A 20,614-nucleotide genomic window follows, 5' to 3' on the forward strand; every position below is an offset into this window, starting at 1 on the left:
GCCGACATCCGAGCCGCCGCCGGCCGCGGTTTCGCTGCCCGAGCCCGCGGCCCCCAGGCCGCCGTCGCCCGTAGAGCCTACGCCACCACCGGCGCCTGTCGCGCCGCCGCCACGGCCTGCGCCCGCCGCGCCGCGGCCCGAGCCGAAGGCCGCCGGCAACCCGTTCTCCGTGGAGGAGATCGAGGCCGAGTTCGCGCGCCTGCTGGGCCGCCCCCTCGACAAGCGGAACTGAGATCGCGCGTTGACGGACGGTTAACCGGTTTTCGGAAGGGTCGGGCTCCGAGGAAGACCCGATGCTCAACCTGGACGCCCAGACCGCTCAGCGAAACCGCGCCTACCGGGCGTTCAAGCTCGACCGGGCCGGCCGCGTGTTCTCGGCCGAGATCGTTCCGGCCGCCGACGACACGCAGGCCCGTCGCCGCGCCCGGGCCATGGCCACGGACGAGGCGATCGAGCTGTGGGACCGGACGCGGTTCCTCGGCCGCTACGAGCCGGTCGCCCAAGCCCGCATGTGAGGGGTGGGCCGCCCTCAATCGTACGCGCTCTCCCGCATGGCCAGGACGGCGACGAAGCTGAGCACGGCGGCGGCCGCGAGATAGAATCCGACGAAGCCAATCCCGCCATAGGCTGCCAGCTCCTGGGCGATGTAGGGCGCCCCAGAGGCGCCCAGGATACCGGCGAGGTTGTAGGTGACCGAGGCCCCCGTGTAGCGCACCCGGGTCGGGAACAGCTCCGGCAGCACCGCGCCCATCGGGCCGAACACCCAGCCCATCGCCAGCAGGCTGAGGCACAGGAAGCCCAGCACCGGCGGCCAGGTCCCGGCCGAGGCAGCGTTCCCGAGCATCGGGCCCATCAGGAAGCCGAGCGCGAACACCGCGGCCATCCCGGAGAGCAGCACGGGCTTGCGGCCGAACCGGTCGGCGGCAGCCCCCGAAATCACAGTCCCAAGTGCCATGAAGCAGACCGCGATGCACTCGAACAGCAGGAAGGTCGGGCGGCTGTAGCCCAGCGTGCCGGTGCCGTAGCCCAGGGCGAACACCGTCGAGAGGTAGAACACCGCGTAGACCGCCACCATGGCGAAAGTCCCGATCAGCACTGCGCCGCCGTGCTGGGTCAGCATCGTGGCGAACGGCACGCGCTCGGGCTTCGCGTCGGTCAGCGCGGCCTTGAAGGCCGGCGTCTCGGTGAGCTTCAGGCGCACGTAGAGGCCGACCCCGACCAGGGCGGCCGAGGCCAGGAACGGCAGGCGCCAGCCCCAGGCCTGGAAGCTCTCGGGCGACAGGCCGAAGCTGAGGCAGAGGAAACCGAGATTGGCCAGGATGAAGCCGACCGGCGCGCCAAGCTGCGGAAAGATGCCGTACCAGGCGCGCTTGCCCGGCGGTGCGTTCTCCACCGCCAGCAGGGCCGCCCCACCCCACTCGCCGCCGAACCCGATCCCCTGGCCGCAGCGCAGGACGCACAGGGCGGCCGGCGCCCACCAGCCCGCTGTAGCGTAGGTCGGCAGGCAGCCGATCAGGACGGTGGACAGGCCCATGATCAGCAGCGAGGCGACCAGCGTCGCTTTGCGGCCGACCCGGTCGCCGAAATGCCCGAACAAAGCCGCCCCGAACGGCCGCGCGATGAACGCGATCGCGAAGGTCGCGAACGCGCTGAGTTGCTGCACCCCGGGCGCCCCCGCCGGGAAGAAGACCGGGCCGATCACCAGGGCGGTCGCGGTCGCATAGATGTAGAAGTCGAAGAACTCGATCGCGGTGCCGATGAAGCTCGCGGCCAGGATCCGCCCGGGGCTGGCGCTCGGTGCGGCGGCGTGCGGTCTCGCGGTCTCGACGGTGTGCGGCATGGTCTGACGGAACTCGGGCGGCCGGTGCCGCTTCAGGTGGAGCGCGGCGCTTTCGCACGGGGCGGCCCCGGCGGGAACCCTGAATCCCACCGGCTGGCGGCGTAGCTGTGCGATGCCGCTGCGGCGGCCTTGCGTTCGCACGTCCCCTTCGCCAAGCTGATCGGCCTGTTTTCGAGAGGGATGCCGGCCGCGGCGCCCTCCCCCATCACTCGAGTATCGCGATGAGAGTCACCGTCGAGCGCGCGGCCCTGCTCAGGTCGCTCGGCCACGTGCATCGGGTCGTCGAGCGCCGCAACACGATCCCGATCCTGTCGAACGTGCTGCTGCGTTCGGAGGGATCGAGCCTGCAGCTCCGGGCGACGGACCTCGATATCGAGGTCACCGAGAGCGTGCCGGCCGACGTGGCCGATCCCGGCGCCACCACGGTCCCGGCGCACGTGATCTACGACATCGTGCGCAAGCTGCCCGACGGCGCCCAAGTCTCTCTGGAGACCGGCGGCGAATCCGGCCAGATGACGATCCGCTCGGGCCGGTCGCGCTTCGCGCTGGGCGCCCTGCCGGAGGGCGACTTCCCGGACCTCGCCGCCGGCGAGATGCCGCACGGCTTCGAGATCGCGAGCGCCGACCTCAAGCGCCTGATCGACAAGACGCAGTTCGCGATCTCCACCGAGGAGACGCGCTACTATCTCAACGGCATCTACCTGCACACGCTGGAGGCCGAGGCCGGCCCGGTGATGCGCGCGGTCGCCACCGACGGCCACCGCCTCGCGCGGGTCGAGATCCCGGCCCCGCAGGGCAGCGTCGGCATGCCGGGGGTGATCGTGCCCCGCAAGGCGGTGGCCGAGATCCAGAAGCTCCTGGACGACGGCGGCGAGACCGTGGCGGTCGACCTGTCGCCCGCCAAGATCCGCCTGCGCTTCGCCGGCGGCCTGACCCTGATCTCCAAGCTGATCGACGGCACCTTCCCGGACTACCAGCGGGTGATCCCGGCCAACAACGACAAGCGCCTGACCGTGCAGCGCGACGCCTTCGCCAAGGCGGTGGACCGGGTCTCGACGATCTCGTCCGAGCGCGGTCGCGCCGTGAAGCTCGGGCTCACCGAGGGGCGCCTGGCGCTCTCGGTCAACAACCCGGATTCGGGCAGCGCCACGGAAGAGCTGGACGTCGATTACGAGGCCGCCGGCCTCGATATCGGGTTCAATGCCCGCTACCTGCTCGACATCACCGCGCAACTCGAGGGCGACACCGCCCTGTTCAAGCTTGCCGACCCGGGCTCGCCGACCCTGATCCAGGACCGCGAGGGCGCGCCGGCCCTGTACGTGCTGATGCCGATGCGGGTGTAGTATTAGGCTGCCATGCCGAAAGCCGTCATCCTCGATCCGACCCAGGAAGCCTCGCTCGATCGTCTGATCGCGGCAGGGCGCTACGGTTCGCCGGAGGAGGCGGTCGCCGCCGGTGTCGCGTTGCTGCTCCAGCACGAGGATCGCCTTTCGACGATGCGGGAGGCTTGGCGGGAGGGCGTCGAGAGTGGAGATCACGAACCGCTCGACGCCACGCTGGATGCCTTGGATGCGCGCTATGCCGCCATGGAAAAGGCCGGCTCTTGAAGCCTGTCGTCGTGTCGCGCCGAGCCCGAGCCGACCTGCGCGAGATCGGTGACTTCATCGCGGCTGACAATCCGACGCGCGCCCGCAGCTTCGTCTCGGAGCTACGCACCCGTTGTCAGGCGCTCGGTCGCCAGCCGATGATGGGCAGGCCCGCGTCGGAGATTGCTCTCACCGTACGGATCCTCATATTCCGATCTTACCTGATCCTTCATCGCATCCTCGACGACCGCATTTCGATCGATCGCATGCTGCACTCGGCGCGCGACCGCTCCATTGTGCCGCCTTATGAGTGAACTCGACGCGGCTGGAACCACACGCATCACCCGGTTGATCGCCCGCGACTTCCGCAACCACACCGACCTCGAACTCAACCCCGGCGCCCGCTTCGTCGCCCTGGTCGGCGAGAACGGCGCCGGCAAGACCAACCTGCTCGAGGCGATTTCGCTGTTCGTGCCGGGCCGGGGCCTGCGCCGGGCGGAGTTCGCCGCCATGGCGCGCGCGGACGGCCCGGGGGGCTTTGCCGTGTCGCTTACCCTCGATCGGGACGGCGCCGAGCATCGCTTGGGCACCGGTCTGGAGCCGCCGGGGCCGGACGGGCGCACGAGCCGGCTCTGCCGCATCGACGGCGCCCCCGCTTCTTCGCCGGTGGCGTTCAGCGAGTTCGTCCGGGTTGTCTGGCTGACGCCGGACCTCGACGGGCTGTTCCGCGGCGCTGCCGGCGACCGGCGCCGGTTCCTCGACCGTCTCGTCCTGGCGGTGGATGCCGGTCACGGAGCGCGGGTCTCGGCCATGGAGCGGGCGCTACGCTCGCGCAACCGCCTGCTGGAGGACCGGCCCGACGACGGCCGCTGGCTCGATGCCGTGGAGCGGGAGGTGGCCGAGCTCGGGGTGGCAGTTGCGCTCGCCCGCCGGGAGACCGCCGAGCGCCTGGACCGGCTGATCGCCGAGACGCGTGACGATTCCCAGCCCTTCCCATGGGCGTCGATTCGCCTGGAGGGTGACCTCGACGACTTGGTGGCGGTCTGGCCGGCGATCGAGGCGGAGGATCGGTTCCGGCTGGCCCTGCGCAACGGCCGCAACCGCGACCGGGCTGCCGGCCGCACCCTCACGGGCCCGCAGACCACCGATCTCGTGGTCCGCCACGGCCCCAAGGACGTCCCGGCCGGTACCGCCTCCACGGGCGAGCAGAAGGCGCTGCTGATCGGTCTGGTCCTGGCCCATGCCCGCCTGGTTCGGGCGATGAGCGGCATCGCCCCGATGATCCTGCTCGACGAGGTCGCGGCGCATCTCGATCCGCGCCGCCGGGCCGGCCTGTTCGAGGCCCTCGACGCCCTTCACGGGCAGGTCTGGATGACCGGCGCCGACCCCGCCGCCTTCGCGCAGGCGGGCGACCGCACGGAGGTGCTGCGGATCGGGGGGTGATCGGGATCGTGGCCGCCCGCTCCGATCAAAGCGGAGTGAGCGCGCCGCGCGTCACCGCCGGCCCGCGGCGGCCAGGCTGGCGCGGTCGACGATCTCGATCGCACCGCGCCGGAGTTCGATCAGGCCGGCCTCGGCCCATTGCGCGAGAATGCGGCTCACCACCTCGCGCACGCTGCCGACGTCGTCGGCGAGCGTCTGGTGGGTGACCGCGGCGACGCCCCAGGGATCGGCTTCCGCCAGGAGTCGCTGAGCCAGGCGCTGCTTCAGCGGGGCGAACGCGACCGCGTCGATGAGCGTGAACAGGCCGGACATCAGCCGCGTGTAGTCGTCCATGACGAAGCTGCGGAAGGCGGCGCTGTCGCCCATCAGGTGTTGGAACGTGCCCGCCGGCAAGGCGGCAAATTCGGTCCGCTCTTCGGCGATGCTTTGGGCTGGGAAAGTGCCACCGGACAGGAGGCATTGCGTGGTCAGGGCGCAGGTGCCGCCAGGGCCGACCTTGTAGATCAAGACCTCGCGCCCGCCCTCCGACATGCGGAAGATGCGCGTGCGCCCCTCCAGGCACATCAGGTAGTTGGCACACTCGCCATCGAGTTCGTAGGCCGTGGCGCCGGCGTCCAGCACCGGGAACTGTACGGTTCCCCGGGCGAGCTGCAGGTGCGCCGCGCTGAGCGCTTGGAGAAGTGGAAATCGGTCGACCCAACGCTCGACCTTATGCGCGTCCATCATGATCGGCGTCGCCCTCTCGGCCGTGACGACAGGCTGATCATCCGGCGCGCGTTGCGTTTTTCTCCCGCCGCGCCGGACTTGTGTGACCTGGGTCACCGACCGCGTGCAGCGGCTCGGCATAGCATCGCGACACAATGAAAACGATACGGGTGCCGGCCCTGCACGGCACCCGATGGGAGTGACCCGATGCGCCGCCTCGCCCTGAGCTTCATGCTGGCTACACTCGCTGCCGGTCCGGCTGCCGCCGAACAGGATCTGCTGCTGGGCGCCAACATGTCCTCGCCTGCGATGACCCAGGCCGAGATGAGCCGCGCCGACGTCGAAGCGATGATCAAGGCCGCGGACGGCAAGCCGATCGACCTGCACGACAAGGCGCTGTCCGGCCTCGACCTGTCCGGCTTGAACCTCCGGGGCGCCAACCTGCGGACCGCGCGCCTGAACAAGACCAACCTGCGCGGCGCCGACCTCAGCGGTGCCAACCTAGAACAGGCGTGGTTCCTGACGGCCGACTTGTCCGGCGCCAAGCTCGCGGACACGAAGATGTTCGGCATCACCGCTCGGGATGCCAACCTCAGCGGTGCCGACCTCAGCCGGTCGATGCCGATCGGCGACTTCAAGGGCGCCAACATGAGCGGCGCGACGCTCGTGGACCTGAAAGGCGGCGCCGACATCAAGAACCAGTCCATGGGCCTGATGCGGGCGGTGTTCACCTCGGTGAACCTTGCGGGCGCTAACCTGAAGGGGGCCAACCTCGGGCGGTCGCGCCTGGAATACGCCGACCTCCAGGATGCCGACCTCACCGACGTGGTGCTGATGGGCTCGGACTTGTCCGGGGCGAACCTGACCGGCGCCACTGTGGCGGGCGCGGACTTCAAGAACGTCGACGTCAGCGGCGCCCGGCTGATCGACCTCAAGGGTCAAGACCGCGTCAAGGACTGGGCCGGACGCGTGAACGCCGACCGCGCCGTCACCCGCGCATCCCCCTAACCGAAGCCCTCACCGGCGAGACGCCCGACAGCGCTTCGTGCCGGATACCGGAACCGGCACGATACGCGGGCTCCTTGATCCGCAACGTCTTTTTCCGAAAGCCGCCGGCCGCCGTTCGGAACGATGCTTGAGTGAGCATCATCCCCGGGCTTCGCTTCGCGGCCTCGCGATGATTCGGGTGTCGCCAGCGCCGACGCGGCGCAACTCAGGCACTGACGGACACTTCCTGGCCCCCAAGGCCGCGGACATCTCGGAAGGGCGGGCACTCTCGATCCAGACTGCCGCTGCCGCGTCGATTGGGAGAATACATTATCCGCATCCGGGCAAAGGCGGGAAATTTCCAGCCACATCTACCGACAGTTGATTTATTGTGCAGCAACGTTGTCGATTATAAGACCCCAGTGTTTGTCAAGCTCTTATCAGGATAAATTTCGGCCGAAAAATTCCGGGTGTTTAAGGCTATGTCAAATTTTTATAAAATCGAAATCTTGGGAATTGGCGCTGCCCTACATGGTTAATGCTTAGCTTCTGGCGTACTGTAATAATATGTGTACAGCCCTCGACATCGCTATCGTTCCGAGCCCTGTTGTGCTGTGGCGCGATTCGATCGAGGCGATGCCGGCGCGCAGTTCACCCTGTCGCTTTCTGGCAGTGGAGCGCTGGGCGCGGTTGCGCCACAGCGCGCTCGACTTCATCGAACGGTTCGGCGACGAGGCGCACGGGCTCGGCTGGACGACGGCCGATCTGTTCGGCGTCGACCCGCATTTCGGCACACGTCGGACCAAGCGGTGCGGCGCGCTGATGGTGGACGGCCGAGCGGTGTATCGGCTCGAGCTGCACCGGGTCAGGTTCACCATCAGCTCGGGGTCGGGAAACAGGTTCGACCAGCAGGCTGGCGTGCCGGTCTGGGAGTTCGCGGGGAACGGCGCCGCGCGCGTCTGAGGGAGCGGACGTGGCCGGGCCGGGAGGGCCCGAACGGTCAGTCTGCCTGCCCCGGCCCAGTGATCTTCGGCGCGGGCAGGCTTCGCCCCGTTCGACGTTGCATGGAGAGCGACGACTGGCGCGGCCGTCTACCCGTGCGGGCTACGATGCTCACTGATCGCTGCCGGATCGGGGCCAAGGTCAGCCCCGAGCACGTTCCCGCCCCGCCGCTGAGCCCGGTGGATTCACACAGCGGCGGACGAGCCGCGAGTCCCCGCTCCCGTTCGGGATCGGGAGCCTTGCAGCCCAATGAGGGCCGATCTCTGCACGTGGTAGCCCGCAGAGGGAGGACGGGCGCGTTACGCCGCCCGCACGGTGGAGAGGAAGCGGGACACTTCGGCGCCCAGATGCTCGGATTGACGCGACAGCTCTCCAGCGGCGTTGAGCACCTGGCTTGCGGCAGCGCCGGTATCCTCGGAGGCCTGGGCCACGCCGGCGATATTGCTGGTCACCTCGTTGGTGCCGGTGGCGGCCTGGGCGACGTTGCGGACGATCTCCTGTGTCGCGGCGCCCTGTTCCTCGACGGCCGCGGCGATCGAGGTCGCCACCGAGTCGATCTCCCGGATGCGCGCCGTGATGCCTCCGATCGCCGTGACGGCCTGGCCGGTCACGCCCTGGATCTGGCCGATCTGCTGGCTGATCTCCTCGGTGGCCTTGGCGGTCTGCGCAGCCAGCTCCTTCACCTCGGAGGCCACCACGGCGAAGCCGCGGCCGGCTTCGCCGGCGCGGGCGGCCTCGATGGTGGCGTTCAGGGCCAGCAGGTTGGTCTGCCCGGCGATGTTCGAGATAAGGCCGACCATGTCGCCGATGCGGGTCGCCGCCTGGCTGAGCGCCTGCACGAGATGATGGGTCTGGTCCGCCTCGCCGACCGCCGATTGGGCGAGCCCGGCCGATCCGAGCACCTGCCGGCCGATCTCCTGGACCGACGAACCCAGTTCCTCGGCGGCAGCCGCCACGGTCTGGACGTTGGCGGCGGCTTCCTCGGCGGCGGCGGCCACCGTGGTGGATTGGCTGGCGGTCTCGGTGGCACTCGCCGTCATCGACTGGGCGGTCGCCTGCAACTCCGTCGCCGAGGACGAGACCAGGCCGACGATGCCGCCGACGGCGCGCTCGAACCCGTCGGCTAGCTCCAGCATGGTCTGCTTCCGCGCGGCCGCTGAGGCCTCCTCGGCGACCCGCCGGACCTCAGCTTCCTCGGCAGCCTTGCGGGCGACCATCGCCTTGATGCCCTCCACGGCCCTGCCGACGGCGCCGATCTCGTCCTTCCGGGCGGACTCCCTGATCTCCGCTTCGATCTCGCCCTTCGCCATCCGCTGCAAGACAGAGACCAAGCGGTCGAGCGGCCGGGTGATGCCAACCATCGCGACGAACGCGGCCGCGATCGCGCCGGCGAGCATCCCGACGCCGCTGACGATCATCAGGCTGAGGCGTGTGGCTTCGGTCTGGGCCGTCAGGTCGTCGGAGCCCTTCTGCATGAAGGCGTTGATGTCGTTGGACAGCGCGTTGCCATCGACCATCAGAGTCGAGAAGGTCGGATCGATCGCGGAATGGACCAGGGCGATCGCCTGTTCGTTCTGGTTGCTGGTGCCCAGGCGGCGCACCTCGGTCACGTCGGTCAGGAACGTGTTGATTCGCGTCGTCAGCGCGTCGATGCGCGCCGCGTAGCTGGGCGCGTGGTCGCGCAGCGACTTGAGCGTCGCCTTCAGGTTCGGCACGGCGGCCTCGAACCCGGCATTGGCGGCGCGAATCTGGTCCGCATCGGTTTCGGCGATGATCCGATAGACGAAGTAGTTCAGTTCGAAGACGAAGCGGTTGAGGCGCCGGCCCTCGGCGACGGCGACGGCCTCGTTGCTGATGAACGTGCTGTAGGCGTCGTCGATCTGGCTCATCCGCGACTGGGCATACCAGACGCAGCCGCCCACGATGACGCCGATCAACGCGACCACCGCGATCAGCTTGGGCATGATCTTGATGTTCGACAGGCGCAGCATGTCTGTTCGGGTCCGTCGGGCTGGGGCTTAGCTTAAGCCGTGATCATTGGCCTCCTTATCATGATTCTATTAAGCGCGCCCTAAAATCTGATCTTTTCCAGGCGGCACGTGGAATTTTAGATCTCACGTGTCGGATCCGCTGTGACGACCAACATAATTTCTAGTTACGGAACCGCATCCGGCGAGGCGGCAACATCAAAGATCTGCGCATTCGACGAGGTGCGCGCCATTTCGGCGTTCGAAATCTAGGATTTACGTTGGGTCAACAAGTAGCAATTTGTGCGCGAGACACCGGGCCCGTCCCGCGATCGCGCGGCGTCGCGGCGGAGGCTCGGGCCTTTCCGCCTGGCCGGGGCGGCGCCACATAGAGCGCGTCCTCAATTCCTCGACGATCCCGGAAACGCTGCCGCATGTCCAAGCCCGTCCACGCCATGATCCGCGTTCGCGACGAAGAGCGCGCGCGGGCCTACTATGCCCGTGCCTTCGGCTTCGAAGCTGCGGACCGCTACGAGTTCGACGATTTCACCCTGGTCTACCTGCGCGATCCGGCCTCGCCGTTCGAGCTGGAACTTACGGTGAACAAGGACCGCGACACGCCCTACGACCTCGGCGACGGCTACGGCCATATCGCCGTCGTCGTCGATGACGTTGAGGCCGAACACGCCCGCCACCTCCGCGAGGGCCTTCCGGCCACCGACGTGAAGACCCTCAAGCACGGCGACACCGTGCTCGCCCGGTTCTTCTTCGCCACGGACCCGGACGGCTACAAGATCGAGGTCATCCAGCGCGGCGGCCGCTTCGCCTGAGCGTCCCGCCCTCCCCCACGCGACACATCCGAGCCACATGCCCGAGACCACCCGCATCATCTGCATCCGCCACGGCGAATCGACCTTCAACGCCGCCCACCGGCACGGGGGCGGCGATCCCGGCCTCCTCGACGCCCGCCTGACCCCGCGGGGTCAGGCTCAGGCCCGAGACGCGCGGGAGCGTCTGAAGGACATCCCGTTCGAGCTGGTGGTGGTCTCGCCGCTGACCCGGGCGATCGAGACCGCCGCGATCCTGTTCGGGGAGCACCCGAACCGGCCTCGCCTGCTGGTCGAGGTGTTGCACCGGGAGTGCCAGGAGAGCAGTTGCGACGTCGGCCGGGCCGCCTCGGAGATCGCTGCCGAGTTCCCGCATCTCGATGTCGGGCACCTACCCGAGGTGTGGTGGCATGCCGAGCCCGGTTGCGAGGTCGGCGGATACCCGGTGGAACCGCGCCACCTGTTCGATGCCCGCGTCGCCGGGTTCCGGGAGTGGCTGCAAGCGCGGCCCGAGACGACTATCGCGGTGGTGGGCCACGGGACCTTCTTCTATCACCTTACCGGCACGTTCCTGGAGAACTGCGCCTCCATCGAACTGGACCTCGCCGCCGAGCCCGTCCTGGCCTGATCAGGCCGGAATTCCGGCTCGGGCCGCATCGAGGCGCGCGCGGGCGCCGACGAGGTCGATCTCCGGCGCCTGCCGGCCGATCGCCAGGGCGGCGTCGAGGATCGTGCAGGCCCGGGCCCAGGTGTCCGGCACGAACGGAGCTGCACCCTCGGCAACTTCTGCGGCGCAGCGGGCATCCTCGGAGGCGCGCTGGGCCGCCGTCGCCGTGCGGGCGACCGCGGATTGCAGCGCGCCGTCCCGCCAGCGCCGCATGCGGGCGGCTTCCTGCGCCAGCGCGCCGCCCTGCCATTCGGCCGACCGTGCCGCCGCCAGGGCCAGGCTCAGGTCCGGCGCCCCGGCACAGGCCTCGGCATGCTCGGCCATGCCGGCCCGAGCGCAGAGCGGCGCCAGGATTTGCCGGATGCTGTCCAGGGCGAGGCGCCGGGTCCGGGCGGCCTCGACGTCCGGCCGGTCGGCGCTGCCGGAGAGCCGCAGCACGAAGGCGATCAATTGCGGGCGCGCGTCGTCCGGCATCGCGTCGTTGAGGCCCAGCGCGTAGGCCGCGATCGGCCTCGAGAAGCAGGGTGGGCAATCGGCGCTGGAGCGGATCGCCTTGTAAGGCAGCCCGGCGGCCACGATCGCCGCCTCGTTGATGCAGGTCCCGCCATCGGGACCCGGGAAGGGGTGCGATCCGGCCAGCAGGCGCCAGTTCAGGATCGTCTGGAAGTCGGCGTGCATCCGCGCTCCTCCGCCTCGAGACGGCAGCGTGACATGCTCAAGTCCCGTTGGCGAGACGCGATTTCGCGTCCGGCGCCCCGGGATTCCAAGGCTCCGCCCTGGACCCGCGAAAGGTCTCGACCTTTTGAATCCGGACTTCAGCCGCCGAGGTTCAGGGCGAGGCCGGAGAGCATCGCCACGCCCAGCACCAGCACGAAGGCGGCGGCCACGAGTTCCAGGCCGCCGACGGCCAGCAGACCCGCCTGGCCGCGACCGCCCGCGAGGCGCAAGGCCGCCCGCTTGGCGAAGACCGCGAGGCAGGCCAGGGCGGTGGTGGTCAGCGCGGTGCCCAGCGCCATCGCCAGGACCGCCAGGATCCCCGCCCCCGGCACCCCCTGCGAGACCGCGAAGACCAGGATCAGCACCGCTCCGGCGCAGGGCCGCGAGCCCGCCGCCAGGACCACGCCGGCGCGGGCGCGCCAGCTATCCAGGGTGTCGAGCGTCCGGGCGTCGGGCAGGTGGGCGCAGCCGGGTCCGCAGGGCGTCCCGAGTTGGACGAGCCGGCCGGCCTTACGCCAGGTCAGCGCCAGCCCGACCACGGCGACGAGGGCGAAGCTGGCGGTCTCGATCACGGTTCCAGCCCGGGTCACCCCGGCCGCGGTGGCGTTCAGCACCACGGTGCCGATCCCGACGATCGCTCCTGCGACCAGCGCCTGGAGCAGGGCCGCGCAGGCGCTCAGGGCGCAGCCCCGACGCAGGGCCCGCTCGCCCGCCAGGATGTAGCCGGCGATCACCGCCTTGCCGTGGCCGGGGCCTGCGGCGTGGAAAATGCCATACGCGAAGGCCAGGCCGATCAGCGGCGCCCAGTCGCCGCCGCCCTTCAGCGCCATCACGGCGGCGTTGAGGCTGCGGGAAAAACTCGCCTGGAGGGCCAGGATCACGCCGCCGAGGCCGGTGGCGGCCGGGGCCGCTTCGCGAAAACCGATGCCGAAGGGCGAGCGCGCCGGCGGCGCGGCGATCCCGGGGGCGATGAGCCAAGCCAGCCCGGCGGCCACGAGGGCGGCCAGCACCACGGCGCCGGCCATCAGCCCCAACCGCAGCCCAAGCCGTCCGAACCGGGGTTGCGCGGCGATGCCGATCCCTACGGACATGCGACCAGGATCCGGCTGGCGAACTGGACCCCGTAGGACGAGGCAGCGGTGAGCGCCTCGAAGAAGGCCTCGGTCATGCCGGGCGAACCGGCTTCGGCGGTCTTGGGCTGCTCCGTCTTCGGGCGGGTGACCGTGGCGGCGCAGCCCTGCGGCGCGCCCGCGAGGGTGGCCGCGTCCGAGCCCTCCGCGAACGAGAAGGCCACGAAATAGGTCGGGTCGTAGACCTCCAGGGCGGCGACGCCCCTGCCCTGCTGGACCGGCGCCTTGAGCGGAAGCAGGAAGCTCAGCTCCAGCGCCTTGCCCTCCAGCCGCATCGCCGGCTCCTTCGGTTCGGCGAAGGCCTGGTCCTTGCCGCCGACCTTCAGCTTCGTGAAGTAGCCGAACTCGGCGAGGTTCGTGGTGTTCTCGGCCGCGAGCCCGGCCAATTCGTCGGGCGCGAGCGTGCCGTCCTTGTTGGCGTCGAGCCCCTGGGTGACGAAGGCGGTGTATTCGGGATCGAAGCTCCAGGTGTCGCGCACGCCCACGAGCTTGCCGTCCTGGTAGACGAGCTGCGCCTTCGCGGTGACCCAGACATGGGGATGGGCCGACGCGGGCGTGGCGGCGCAGGCGAGGCCGACGGCCAGGAGCAGGGCGACGGTCTTCGCGACGGGCTTGGGGAAAGGCGCGGCGATCGGCATGGGGCGGCGGCACGCTCGCTGCAAAGAGGGGAGACCACGAGAAACGCGGCCCCTTCCTCATCCCCTGGTTGGGCGAAAGCGAGGCGCCGCGGCGCGCCGATCTCCCGAAGAAATCACTCCTGCGCGTCCAGGCCCATCAGCTGAAAACTCGTCCGCAGGTCGTTCGACATCGGGATGTCGAGGCGCTCGCCGTTGGGCAGGCGCTTCAGGAACCAGCGCTCGTAGGTCCAGCGCAACGCGCGTGATTCGGCCAGCCTTGTGAAGGTTTGGGCCACGACCCCGGCGAACTCGGGATCGTCCTTGCGGAACATGATGCCGTAGGGCTCGTAGGAGAGCTTGTCGGGCAGGACCGTGTAGCTCGCCCCGTCCTGGCCGTCGGTGGCGATCAGGCCGTAGAGCAGCACGTCGTCGGTGGCGAAGGCGTCCGCCTGGCCGGCCTTCACCAGGGCGTAAGACGCCGCATGGTCGGGGGCCGTCACGATCTGCGCCTGGATCTTGAGCTTGGCCAGGAGGTCGCGCACCGCCTTCTCGTTGGTGGTGCCGGCGGTGACCACCACGGTCTTGCCGGCCAGATCCCGGTAGGAGGCCACGCCGGTGCCCTTCTTCACCAGCAGCTGCGTCGCGCTGATGTAGTCGACCGGCGAGAAGGCGACGCTCCGGCGCCGCTCGGCGTTGGCGGTGGTCGAGCCGCATTCGAGGTCGATCTTGCCCGAGGTCAGGGCCGGGATGCGCGTCTCCGCGGTCACCGGCTCGTACCTGACTGTCACCGTCCGTCCGATCGCCGCCTGGATGTCGTCGGCGATCTCGCCGCACAGGTCGATGGCGTAGCCGATCGCCCGGGGGCTGCCGTCCCGGTGCTTGCCCTCCACGAAGGAGAACGGCACCGAACTCTCCCGATAGCCGAGGACGATCTCGCCGCGCTCGGCCACCCGCTTCAGGGTGCCGGTAAGCACCTCGATGGATGCGGCGGGGCGCGGGACGCCCGCCAGCACGAGAACCATCGCCAGGACCGAGCCGAACCGCAACGCCGCCATGCCGTGTCCTCCGGGGAGCCGCGCTCGGCTGTTGATCCGCTTCGCCACGCTCCGAAAGCCGGCCGCCGGCTTTCGCGACGATGCTCTATTCGGCGGCTGAGGGAACCGGGCCGACATGGTCGAGGCGCTGGTCGGTGCTGGTGAGCTGCCCCTCCCACTTGGCCACCGCGACGGTGGCGATGCTGTTGCCGAGCACGTTGGTCGCCGAGCGGCCCATATCCAGGAACTGATCGATGCCGATGATCAGCAGCAGGCCGGCTTCGGGGATGTTGAACTGCGCCAGCGTCGCCGAGATCACCACCAGCGAGGCGCGCGGCACGCCGGCCATGCCCTTCGAGGTCACCATCAGCAGGAACAGCATCGTGAGCTGCTGACCCCAGGTAAGCGGGATGTTGTAGGCCTGGGCGATGAACATCACCGCGAAGGTGCAGTACATCATCGAGCCGTCGAGGTTGAACGAGTAGCCCATCGGCAGCACGAACGAGGTGATGCGGTTGGGCACGCCGAACTGCTCGAGGTTGGTCAGCATCTTCGGGTAGGCCGCCTCGCTCGACGCGGTCGAGAAGGCGAGCACGAACGGCTCCTTGATCAGGTTGAACAGCCGCCTGATGCCGTCGCCGCCGAGCATCAGGAAGCCGACGCCCATCAGCAGCGCCCAGAGCACCGCGAGGCCGGCGTAGAACTCGACCAGGAACTTGCCGTAGGTCACCAGGACGCCGATCCCCTGCGTGGTGATCGTGGCCGCGATCGCCGCGAACACCGCCACGGGGGCGAACAGCATCACGTAACCCGTCACCTTGAGCATGACGTCGGCCAGGCCCTCGATGCCCTGGGCCAGGAAGTGCCCCTTCTCGCCGAGCGCCGCGAGCGCCACGCCGAAGAAGATCGAGAACACCACGATCTGCAGAATCTCGTTGTTGGCCATCGCCTCCACGGCGCTCTTGGGCACCAGGTGGGTGACGAACTCCTTGAGCGACAGCGAGGCCGCCTTGAGGCCGGTGCCGGCGCCGACATCCGGCAGCGGCAGGTTCAGGTTGTGGCCCGGCTGCATCAGGTTGACCAGGATCAGGCCCAACATCAGCGAGCAGAACGAGGCGCCGACGAACCAGAGCAACGCCTTGCCGCCGACCCGGCCGACCGCGGCGGTATCCCCGAGATGGGCGATGCCGACCACCAGTGTCGAGAACACCAGCGGCGCGATGATCATCTTGATCAGGCGGAGGAAGATATCCGACACCAGTGCGATGTAGCCGGCGATTTCCTTGGCCGTCTGTGGATCCGGCCAGGTGATGCTGCAGGCGTAGCCCACCGCGATCCCGAGCAGCATGCCGATAAAAATCAACGTCGTGAGCCGTGAACCCGACATCGGTACTGCTCCTCGTCGCCGCCCGGGATGGACCAGCATCGACTTTCGTCAACGTGAAGCATGGATTAAGCCATACGCAAGCCAATTCGTAGGTTGTTACTGACATGCCCGACTGTTTTCCCGGGACGTTCGCCCGGGGTTGAAACCTGTGGCCGACCGGTCGCAGCTGCGGTACGAGACTTGCTCTCCCGGCTTGCCTGCCGTTTCTGCAGGCTGGACCAAAAACCTGCGCCCGCGAGAATACATGGACGTCTTCGTACAGCAGCTGATAAACGGGCTAACGCTCGGTTCGATATACGGTCTGATCGCGATCGGTTACACGATGGTGTTCGGTATCATTGGAATGGTGAACTTCGCCCACGGCGATGTGTTTATGGTGTCCAGCTTCATCGCGCTGATCACCTTCCTTCTTCTCACGACCTGGCTGGGGATTAGTTCGATCGCCCTGGCGTTCCTGGTCGTCCTCGTGGTCGCCATGGTGCTCACAGCCCTGTGGGGCTGGGCGATCGAGCGGATCGCGTACCGGCCCCTGCGCGGCTCGTTCCGGCTGGCGCCGCTGATCTCGGCGATCGGCGTCTCGATCTTCCTGTCGAACTTCGTCCAGGTGGTGCAGGGCGCGCGCAACAAGCCGACGCCGCCGATGCTCTCTGGCGGCATCACGCTGTTCGAGCGCGACGGCTACGCGGTGTTCCTGGCCTACAAGCAGATCCTGATCATGGCGGTCACGGCCGTGCTGCTGACCGGCTTCTGGTATCTCGTACAGCGGACCCCGTTCGGCCGGGCGCAGCGCGCCTGCGAGCAGGACCGCAAGATGGCTGCCCTGCTGGGTATCGACGTCGACCGGACGATCTCGCTGACCTTCGTGCTCGGTGCCGCGCTCGCGGCCGTCGCCGGCGTCCTCTACCTGATGTACTACGGCGTCGTGTCCTTCTCGGACGGGTTCGTGCCCGGCGTGAAGGCGTTCACCGCGGCGGTGCTCGGCGGCATCGGCTCGCTCCCCGGCGCCGTACTCGGCGGCCTGATCATCGGGCTGATCGAGACCTTCTGGTCGGCCTACTTCTCCATCGAGTACAAGGACGTCGCCGCGTTCTCGATCCTGGCGATCGTGTTGATCTTCATGCCGTCCGGCATCCTGGGCCGGCCGGAGGTCGAGAAGGTCTGATGGCGAACTTCAAGCCTGCGACCCAAGCCGCCATCCCGGAATCGGCGATGGCCGGCATCGTGCGCGACGCCGCGCTCTACGCGCTGGTCGCCTTCGGTCTCTGCGTGCCGATCATCGCATACCGGACCGATCCCGGCCCGGGCAGCGACCTGCTGCTGACCCCGCGCTGGGGCCTCGTGGCATCCCTGTGTGCGGCGATCTTCGTCGTCCGCATCCTCCAGCGCCTCGTGCTCCTGCGCCGGGACGCGCGCCGCGCCCTGACCCCCTCCCCGGCCCAGGCCACCGAGGCGGTCCAGGGTGAACCCGCGGCCGGACAGAAGACCTCCAAGGTCGGCCTGTACGTGTTCATCGGCATCGCCCTGACGCTACCGGCGCTCGCGGCGGCGGCCACCGGCGGCCTGTCCTCGGCGCGCTACTGGATCGATCTCGGGATCCTGATCCTGACCTACGTGATGCTCGGCTGGGGCCTCAACATCGTGGTCGGCCTCGCTGGCCTGCTCGACCTCGGCTACGTCGCCTTCTACGCGGTCGGGGCCTATTCCTACGCGCTGCTGTCGACCACCTTCGGCCTGTCGTTCTGGATCTGCCTGCCGCTGGCGGGCGTGTTCGCCGGCCTATGGGGGATGCTGCTCGGCTTCCCCGTGCTGCGCCTGCGCGGCGACTACCTCGCGATCGTGACGTTGGCCTTCGGCGAGATCATCCGCCTGGTGCTGATCAACTGGACGGACGTGACCGGGGGCGGGGCCGGCATCTCGTCGATCCCGCGGGCGACCTTCTTCGGGATCCCGTTCAGCGCCGGCGAGGACGGCTTCGCCGCCCGGTTCGGCATACCGTACGATTCGATGCACCGTCTGGTGTTCCTCTACTACCTCATCCTGGCGCTGGCCCTGTTCACCAACTTCGTCACCCTGCGCCTGCGCAGGCTGCCGATCGGGCGGGCCTGGGAGGCTCTGCGCGAGGACGAGATCGCGTGCCGGTCCCTCGGCATCGACACGACGGCCACCAAGCTCACGGCCTTCGCGCTCGGGGCGGCGTTCGGCGGCATCGCCGGCTCGTTCTTCGCGGTGCGCCAGGGCTTCATCAGCCCGGAGAGCTTCAACTTCCTGGAGAGCGCGATCATCCTGGCGATCGTGGTGCTGGGCGGGATGGGCAGCCAGGTCGGCGTGGCCATCGCGGCGGTCGCCATGGTCGGCGGCCCCGAGATGCTGCGCAACCTCGGCTTCCTCAAAGCCGTGTTCGGCGAGGGCTTCGATCCCAACGAGTACCGCCTGCTTCTGTTCGGCGTCGCCATGGTGGCGATGATGGTCTGGCGCCCGCGGGGCCTGATCTCGGTGCGCCTGCCTTCGGTGTCATTGGGTGAGCGCCGCGCCGTCTCGGGTGCGCATGTGAGCGAGGGGCACGGCTGATGGCGCTTCATCCGGATCCCCGGGCGCAGGCGCAGGCCTCCGCCCCGCCGGTGCTCGCCGTCGAGCACCTGACCATGCGGTTCGGCGGGCTCACCGCCGTCTCCGGCCTGTCCTTCGAGGCCAGGCGCGGCGACATCACCGCCCTGATCGGCCCGAACGGGGCCGGCAAGACCACGGTGTTCAACTGCATCACCGGCTTCTACAAGCCGACCGAGGGCATGCTCCGGCTCGCCCATGACGACGGCACCACGCACCTGCTGGAGCGGCTTCCGAACCATGCGGTCAACAGCACCGCACGGGTGGCCCGGACCTTCCAGAACATCCGTCTGTTCCAGGGCATGACGGTGCTGGAGAACCTTCTGGTCGCCCAGCACAAGCCGCTGATGCGCGCCTCCGGCTACACCCTGTTCGGGCTACTCGGCCTCAAGGGCTACCGGGATGCGCAAGGAGAGGCGATCGAGCGGGCCAAGGCCTGGCTCGACCGGATCGACCTGATGGCGCGGGCCGACGACCCGGCCGGCGCCCTCCCGTACGGCGCCCAGCGCCGGCTGGAGATCGCCCGGGCGATGTGCACCGATCCGGTTCTCCTCTGCCTCGACGAGCCGGCCGCGGGCCTCAACCCGCGCGAATCCGCCGAGCTCAACGCGCTGCTGCGCCACATCCGGGACGCGCACGATACCTCCGTGCTGCTGATCGAGCACGACATGTCGGTGGTGATGGAGATCTCGGATCACGTGGTCGTGCTGGATTACGGTCAGAAAATCGCCGACGGCACCCCGGCCGAGGTGCGGGCGGATCCGAAGGTGATCGCCGCCTATCTGGGTGTCGAGGACGACGAGGTGGAAGCCGTGGAGGCCGAGGTCGGCATCACTGTGCCGCACGGGGACCCGACGCTGCCGGACGTGAGCCGCTCGGAGGCTTCGGTATGAGCGTGGCCGGCATCAACGTCCTGGTCGAGGAGACCCGGGCGATCCAGGCGGGGGGCAAACCCCCGCTCCTCGCGGTGCGCGACGTCTCCACCTATTACGGCAGCGTCGCCGCCCTGCGGGGCGTCGATATCGACGTCGCCGATGGCGAGATCGTCACGCTGATCGGCGCCAATGGCGCCGGCAAGTCGACCTTGATGATGACGATCTTCGGCAGCCCCCAGGCGCGCACCGGGACGATCACGTACGACGGGCGCGACATCACCCGGCTGCCGACACACGCGATCGCCCGGCTCGGCGTCGCGCAATCACCGGAGGGCCGCAGGGTCTTCCCGCGGATGAGCGTGTTCGAGAACCTCCAGATGGGCGCCTCGCTCCACGGCGAGCGCTACTTTCAGGAAGATCTCGAGAAGGTCTGCACCCTGTTTCCGCGGGTGAAGGAGCGCCTGCATCAGCGCGCCGGCACGATGTCGGGGGGCGAGCAGCAGATGCTGGCCATCGCCCGCGCGCTGATGAGCCGTCCGCGCCTGCTGCTCCTGGACGAGCCGTCGCTCGGCTTGGCGCCGCTGGTGGTGAAGGGCATCTTCGACGCCATCAAGGAGCTGAATCGCACGGACGGCATGACGATCTTTCTGGTCGAGCAGAACGCCTATCACGCCCTGAAGCTCGCCCATCGCGGCTACGTGCTGGTCAACGGCCGCGTGACGATGAGTGGCACGGGCCGGGCGCTGCTCGACGATCCGAACGTCAAGGCCGCTTATCTGGAAGGGGGCCATACCGGCCCGGTCGGGGCATGAGCATGCTGCAGGGGATCCTGTACGAGGAGGAATCGGCCTGGCTGTTCCTTCTCGTCACCGTGGTGATGGGCGGCTGGGCCGGCTGGATGGCCGCCCGCGCGGTCGCCCGGGGCTGGCGGCCGTTCTGGCAATGCGCACTCGCGCTGCTCCTCGTGGCGGCGGCCGTGCGCTTCATCCACTTCGCATTGTTCTCGGGGACGCTCGCCTCGCTCCATTACTACGCGATCGACGTGATCGTCGTCATGATCATCGGTGCGGCCGGCTTCCGGTTCACGCGAACGCGCCAGATGACGAGCCAGTACCGCTGGCTCTACGAAAGAACCTCACCGCTGACGTGGCGCACACGGGACTCCGTGGCGGACGGGGGACGGTGAGTTCGGCCGGATCCGCACAGGCGGACCTGTACTCAAGGGG

General features: G+C 68.9%; 22 protein-coding genes and 1 pseudogene. 15 read left to right on the forward strand and 8 right to left on the reverse strand.

Annotated features, from left to right (window positions below; genetic code table 11):
• Window positions 1-232: pseudogene (locus tag FV233_RS30890) on the forward strand (hypothetical protein); the annotation flags it as partial.
• Window positions 233-293: 61 nt separating this feature from the next.
• Window positions 294-515 carry a hypothetical protein gene (locus FV233_RS14375; RefSeq protein ID WP_147854558.1) on the forward strand — a complete coding sequence of 74 codons (222 nt, stop codon included), beginning with the start codon at window positions 294-296 and terminating at the stop codon, window positions 513-515.
• A gap of 14 nt (window positions 516-529) precedes the next feature.
• Here the strand turns inward: FV233_RS14375 and FV233_RS14380 are convergent, their stop codons facing one another.
• A complete protein-coding gene (locus FV233_RS14380) occupies window positions 530-1,840 on the reverse strand; it encodes an MFS transporter (protein ID WP_147854557.1) in 1,311 nt (436 codons plus the stop codon).
• Between the two features lie 221 nt (window positions 1,841-2,061).
• On the opposite strand from FV233_RS14380, the gene dnaN reads away from it, so the two are divergent.
• The 4 genes from dnaN to recF are packed head-to-tail and all read left to right on the forward strand — an operon-like array spanning window position 2,062 to window position 4,869.
• The gene (dnaN, locus tag FV233_RS14385) at window positions 2,062-3,183 is read left to right on the forward strand and encodes a DNA polymerase III subunit beta (protein ID WP_147854556.1); all 1,122 of its coding nucleotides are present in this window, start codon (window positions 2,062-2,064) and stop codon (window positions 3,181-3,183) included.
• Between the two features lie 12 nt (window positions 3,184-3,195).
• Window positions 3,196-3,447, forward strand: a complete 252-nt coding sequence (locus tag FV233_RS14390) for a type II toxin-antitoxin system ParD family antitoxin (RefSeq protein WP_147854555.1) — start codon at window positions 3,196-3,198, stop codon at window positions 3,445-3,447.
• The gene (locus tag FV233_RS14395) at window positions 3,444-3,740 is read left to right on the forward strand and encodes a type II toxin-antitoxin system RelE/ParE family toxin (protein WP_147854554.1); all 297 of its coding nucleotides are present in this window, start codon (window positions 3,444-3,446) and stop codon (window positions 3,738-3,740) included. The genes FV233_RS14390 and FV233_RS14395 overlap by 4 nt, the downstream gene beginning before the upstream one ends.
• Complete coding sequence (gene recF, locus FV233_RS14400) at window positions 3,733-4,869, forward strand: DNA replication/repair protein RecF (protein WP_147897856.1); 1,137 nt, start codon at window positions 3,733-3,735, stop codon at window positions 4,867-4,869. Before FV233_RS14395 ends, recF begins: the two co-directional genes overlap by 8 nt.
• Before the next feature lie 51 nt (window positions 4,870-4,920).
• Here the strand turns inward: recF and FV233_RS14405 are convergent, their stop codons facing one another.
• Window positions 4,921-5,595, reverse strand: coding sequence for a Crp/Fnr family transcriptional regulator (locus FV233_RS14405; RefSeq protein WP_147854559.1), 675 nt, complete (start codon window positions 5,593-5,595; stop codon window positions 4,921-4,923).
• Window positions 5,596-5,781: 186 nt separating this feature from the next.
• On the opposite strand from FV233_RS14405, the gene FV233_RS14410 reads away from it, so the two are divergent.
• Together FV233_RS14410 and FV233_RS14415 are read left to right on the forward strand one after the other, a co-directional pair.
• Complete coding sequence (locus FV233_RS14410) at window positions 5,782-6,582, forward strand: pentapeptide repeat-containing protein (protein ID WP_147897857.1); 801 nt, start codon at window positions 5,782-5,784, stop codon at window positions 6,580-6,582.
• A gap of 588 nt (window positions 6,583-7,170) precedes the next feature.
• Window positions 7,171-7,524: a hypothetical protein gene (locus FV233_RS14415; RefSeq protein ID WP_147854551.1), complete on the forward strand. Its 354-nt coding sequence runs from the start codon at window positions 7,171-7,173 to the stop codon at window positions 7,522-7,524.
• Between the two features lie 338 nt (window positions 7,525-7,862).
• On the opposite strand, the gene FV233_RS14420 is transcribed toward FV233_RS14415, so the two are convergent.
• A complete protein-coding gene (locus FV233_RS14420) occupies window positions 7,863-9,554 on the reverse strand; it encodes a methyl-accepting chemotaxis protein (RefSeq protein WP_147897858.1) in 1,692 nt (563 codons plus the stop codon).
• 410 nt (window positions 9,555-9,964) lie between these two features.
• Here FV233_RS14420 and FV233_RS14425 point away from each other — a divergent pair, with 410 nt between their 5' ends.
• Together FV233_RS14425 and FV233_RS14430 are read left to right on the forward strand one after the other, a co-directional pair.
• Window positions 9,965-10,360 carry a VOC family protein gene (locus FV233_RS14425; RefSeq protein WP_147854549.1) on the forward strand — a complete coding sequence of 132 codons (396 nt, stop codon included), beginning with the start codon at window positions 9,965-9,967 and terminating at the stop codon, window positions 10,358-10,360.
• 37 nt (window positions 10,361-10,397) lie between these two features.
• Window positions 10,398-10,985 carry a histidine phosphatase family protein gene (locus FV233_RS14430; RefSeq protein WP_147854548.1) on the forward strand — a complete coding sequence of 196 codons (588 nt, stop codon included), beginning with the start codon at window positions 10,398-10,400 and terminating at the stop codon, window positions 10,983-10,985.
• On the opposite strand, the gene FV233_RS14435 is transcribed toward FV233_RS14430, so the two are convergent.
• From FV233_RS14435 to FV233_RS14455, 5 genes are all read right to left on the reverse strand, one after another.
• On the reverse strand, window positions 10,986-11,702 hold the full coding sequence (locus FV233_RS14435) for a hypothetical protein (RefSeq protein ID WP_147897859.1): 717 nt from the start codon (window positions 11,700-11,702) through the stop codon (window positions 10,986-10,988). It abuts the gene before it with no gap.
• Between the two features lie 137 nt (window positions 11,703-11,839).
• On the reverse strand, window positions 11,840-12,832 hold the full coding sequence (locus FV233_RS14440) for a nickel transporter (protein ID WP_147897860.1): 993 nt from the start codon (window positions 12,830-12,832) through the stop codon (window positions 11,840-11,842).
• Window positions 12,823-13,509, reverse strand: coding sequence for a DUF1007 family protein (locus FV233_RS14445; protein WP_147854146.1), 687 nt, complete (start codon window positions 13,507-13,509; stop codon window positions 12,823-12,825). The genes FV233_RS14440 and FV233_RS14445 overlap by 10 nt, the downstream gene beginning before the upstream one ends.
• Window positions 13,510-13,622: 113 nt before the next feature.
• Window positions 13,623-14,510, reverse strand: a complete 888-nt coding sequence (locus tag FV233_RS14450) for an amino acid ABC transporter substrate-binding protein (protein ID WP_147854159.1) — start codon at window positions 14,508-14,510, stop codon at window positions 13,623-13,625.
• A 118-nt stretch (window positions 14,511-14,628) separates the two neighbouring features.
• Entirely contained in the window at window positions 14,629-15,909 is a 1,281-nt protein-coding gene (locus FV233_RS14455) for a dicarboxylate/amino acid:cation symporter (protein ID WP_147854147.1), read from the reverse strand.
• A 244-nt stretch (window positions 15,910-16,153) separates the two neighbouring features.
• Here FV233_RS14455 and FV233_RS14460 point away from each other — a divergent pair, with 244 nt between their 5' ends.
• From FV233_RS14460 to FV233_RS14480, 5 genes are read left to right on the forward strand one after another with little or no spacing between them, the layout of a single operon-like run.
• Entirely contained in the window at window positions 16,154-17,071 is a 918-nt protein-coding gene (locus FV233_RS14460; RefSeq protein WP_147854148.1) for a branched-chain amino acid ABC transporter permease LivH, read from the forward strand.
• On the forward strand, window positions 17,071-18,477 hold the full coding sequence (gene livM / locus FV233_RS14465; RefSeq protein ID WP_147897861.1) for a high-affinity branched-chain amino acid ABC transporter permease LivM: 1,407 nt from the start codon (window positions 17,071-17,073) through the stop codon (window positions 18,475-18,477). Before FV233_RS14460 ends, livM begins: the two co-directional genes overlap by 1 nt.
• Window positions 18,477-19,406 carry an ABC transporter ATP-binding protein gene (locus FV233_RS14470; RefSeq protein ID WP_147854150.1) on the forward strand — a complete coding sequence of 310 codons (930 nt, stop codon included), beginning with the start codon at window positions 18,477-18,479 and terminating at the stop codon, window positions 19,404-19,406. Before livM ends, FV233_RS14470 begins: the two co-directional genes overlap by 1 nt.
• Window positions 19,403-20,200, forward strand: coding sequence for an ABC transporter ATP-binding protein (locus FV233_RS14475; RefSeq protein WP_147854151.1), 798 nt, complete (start codon window positions 19,403-19,405; stop codon window positions 20,198-20,200). Before FV233_RS14470 ends, FV233_RS14475 begins: the two co-directional genes overlap by 4 nt.
• Before the next feature lie 5 nt (window positions 20,201-20,205).
• Entirely contained in the window at window positions 20,206-20,574 is a 369-nt protein-coding gene (locus FV233_RS14480) for a DUF6867 family protein (RefSeq protein WP_147854160.1), read from the forward strand.
• The last annotated feature ends 40 nt before the right edge of the window (window positions 20,575-20,614 follow it).

The organism is Methylobacterium sp. WL7 (assembly GCF_008040085.1).
In the GTDB taxonomy this organism is placed as follows: Bacteria; Pseudomonadota; Alphaproteobacteria; order Rhizobiales; family Beijerinckiaceae; genus Methylobacterium; species Methylobacterium mesophilicum.

Excerpts from the sequence above, each read along its gene's own strand:
- FV233_RS14375 (WP_147854558.1), top strand. The coding sequence starts at position 294 with ATGCTCAACCTGGACGCCCAGACCGCTCAGCGAAACCGCGCCTACCGG.
- FV233_RS14380 (WP_147854557.1), bottom strand. The coding sequence starts at position 1,840 with ATGCCGCACACCGTCGAGACCGCGAGACCGCACGCCGCCGCACCGAGC.
- dnaN (WP_147854556.1), top strand. The coding sequence starts at position 2,062 with ATGAGAGTCACCGTCGAGCGCGCGGCCCTGCTCAGGTCGCTCGGCCAC.
- FV233_RS14390 (WP_147854555.1), top strand. The coding sequence starts at position 3,196 with ATGCCGAAAGCCGTCATCCTCGATCCGACCCAGGAAGCCTCGCTCGAT.
- recF (WP_147897856.1), top strand. The coding sequence starts at position 3,733 with ATGAGTGAACTCGACGCGGCTGGAACCACACGCATCACCCGGTTGATC.
- FV233_RS14405 (WP_147854559.1), bottom strand. The coding sequence starts at position 5,595 with ATGATGGACGCGCATAAGGTCGAGCGTTGGGTCGACCGATTTCCACTT.
- FV233_RS14410 (WP_147897857.1), top strand. The coding sequence starts at position 5,782 with ATGCGCCGCCTCGCCCTGAGCTTCATGCTGGCTACACTCGCTGCCGGT.
- FV233_RS14420 (WP_147897858.1), bottom strand. The coding sequence starts at position 9,554 with ATGCTGCGCCTGTCGAACATCAAGATCATGCCCAAGCTGATCGCGGTG.
- FV233_RS14425 (WP_147854549.1), top strand. The coding sequence starts at position 9,965 with ATGTCCAAGCCCGTCCACGCCATGATCCGCGTTCGCGACGAAGAGCGC.
- FV233_RS14430 (WP_147854548.1), top strand. The coding sequence starts at position 10,398 with ATGCCCGAGACCACCCGCATCATCTGCATCCGCCACGGCGAATCGACC.
- FV233_RS14435 (WP_147897859.1), bottom strand. The coding sequence starts at position 11,702 with ATGCACGCCGACTTCCAGACGATCCTGAACTGGCGCCTGCTGGCCGGA.
- FV233_RS14440 (WP_147897860.1), bottom strand. The coding sequence starts at position 12,832 with ATGTCCGTAGGGATCGGCATCGCCGCGCAACCCCGGTTCGGACGGCTT.
- FV233_RS14445 (WP_147854146.1), bottom strand. The coding sequence starts at position 13,509 with ATGCCGATCGCCGCGCCTTTCCCCAAGCCCGTCGCGAAGACCGTCGCC.
- FV233_RS14450 (WP_147854159.1), bottom strand. The coding sequence starts at position 14,510 with ATGGTTCTCGTGCTGGCGGGCGTCCCGCGCCCCGCCGCATCCATCGAG.
- FV233_RS14455 (WP_147854147.1), bottom strand. The coding sequence starts at position 15,909 with ATGTCGGGTTCACGGCTCACGACGTTGATTTTTATCGGCATGCTGCTC.
- FV233_RS14460 (WP_147854148.1), top strand. The coding sequence starts at position 16,154 with ATGGACGTCTTCGTACAGCAGCTGATAAACGGGCTAACGCTCGGTTCG.
- livM (WP_147897861.1), top strand. The coding sequence starts at position 17,071 with ATGGCGAACTTCAAGCCTGCGACCCAAGCCGCCATCCCGGAATCGGCG.
- FV233_RS14470 (WP_147854150.1), top strand. The coding sequence starts at position 18,477 with ATGGCGCTTCATCCGGATCCCCGGGCGCAGGCGCAGGCCTCCGCCCCG.
- FV233_RS14475 (WP_147854151.1), top strand. The coding sequence starts at position 19,403 with ATGAGCGTGGCCGGCATCAACGTCCTGGTCGAGGAGACCCGGGCGATC.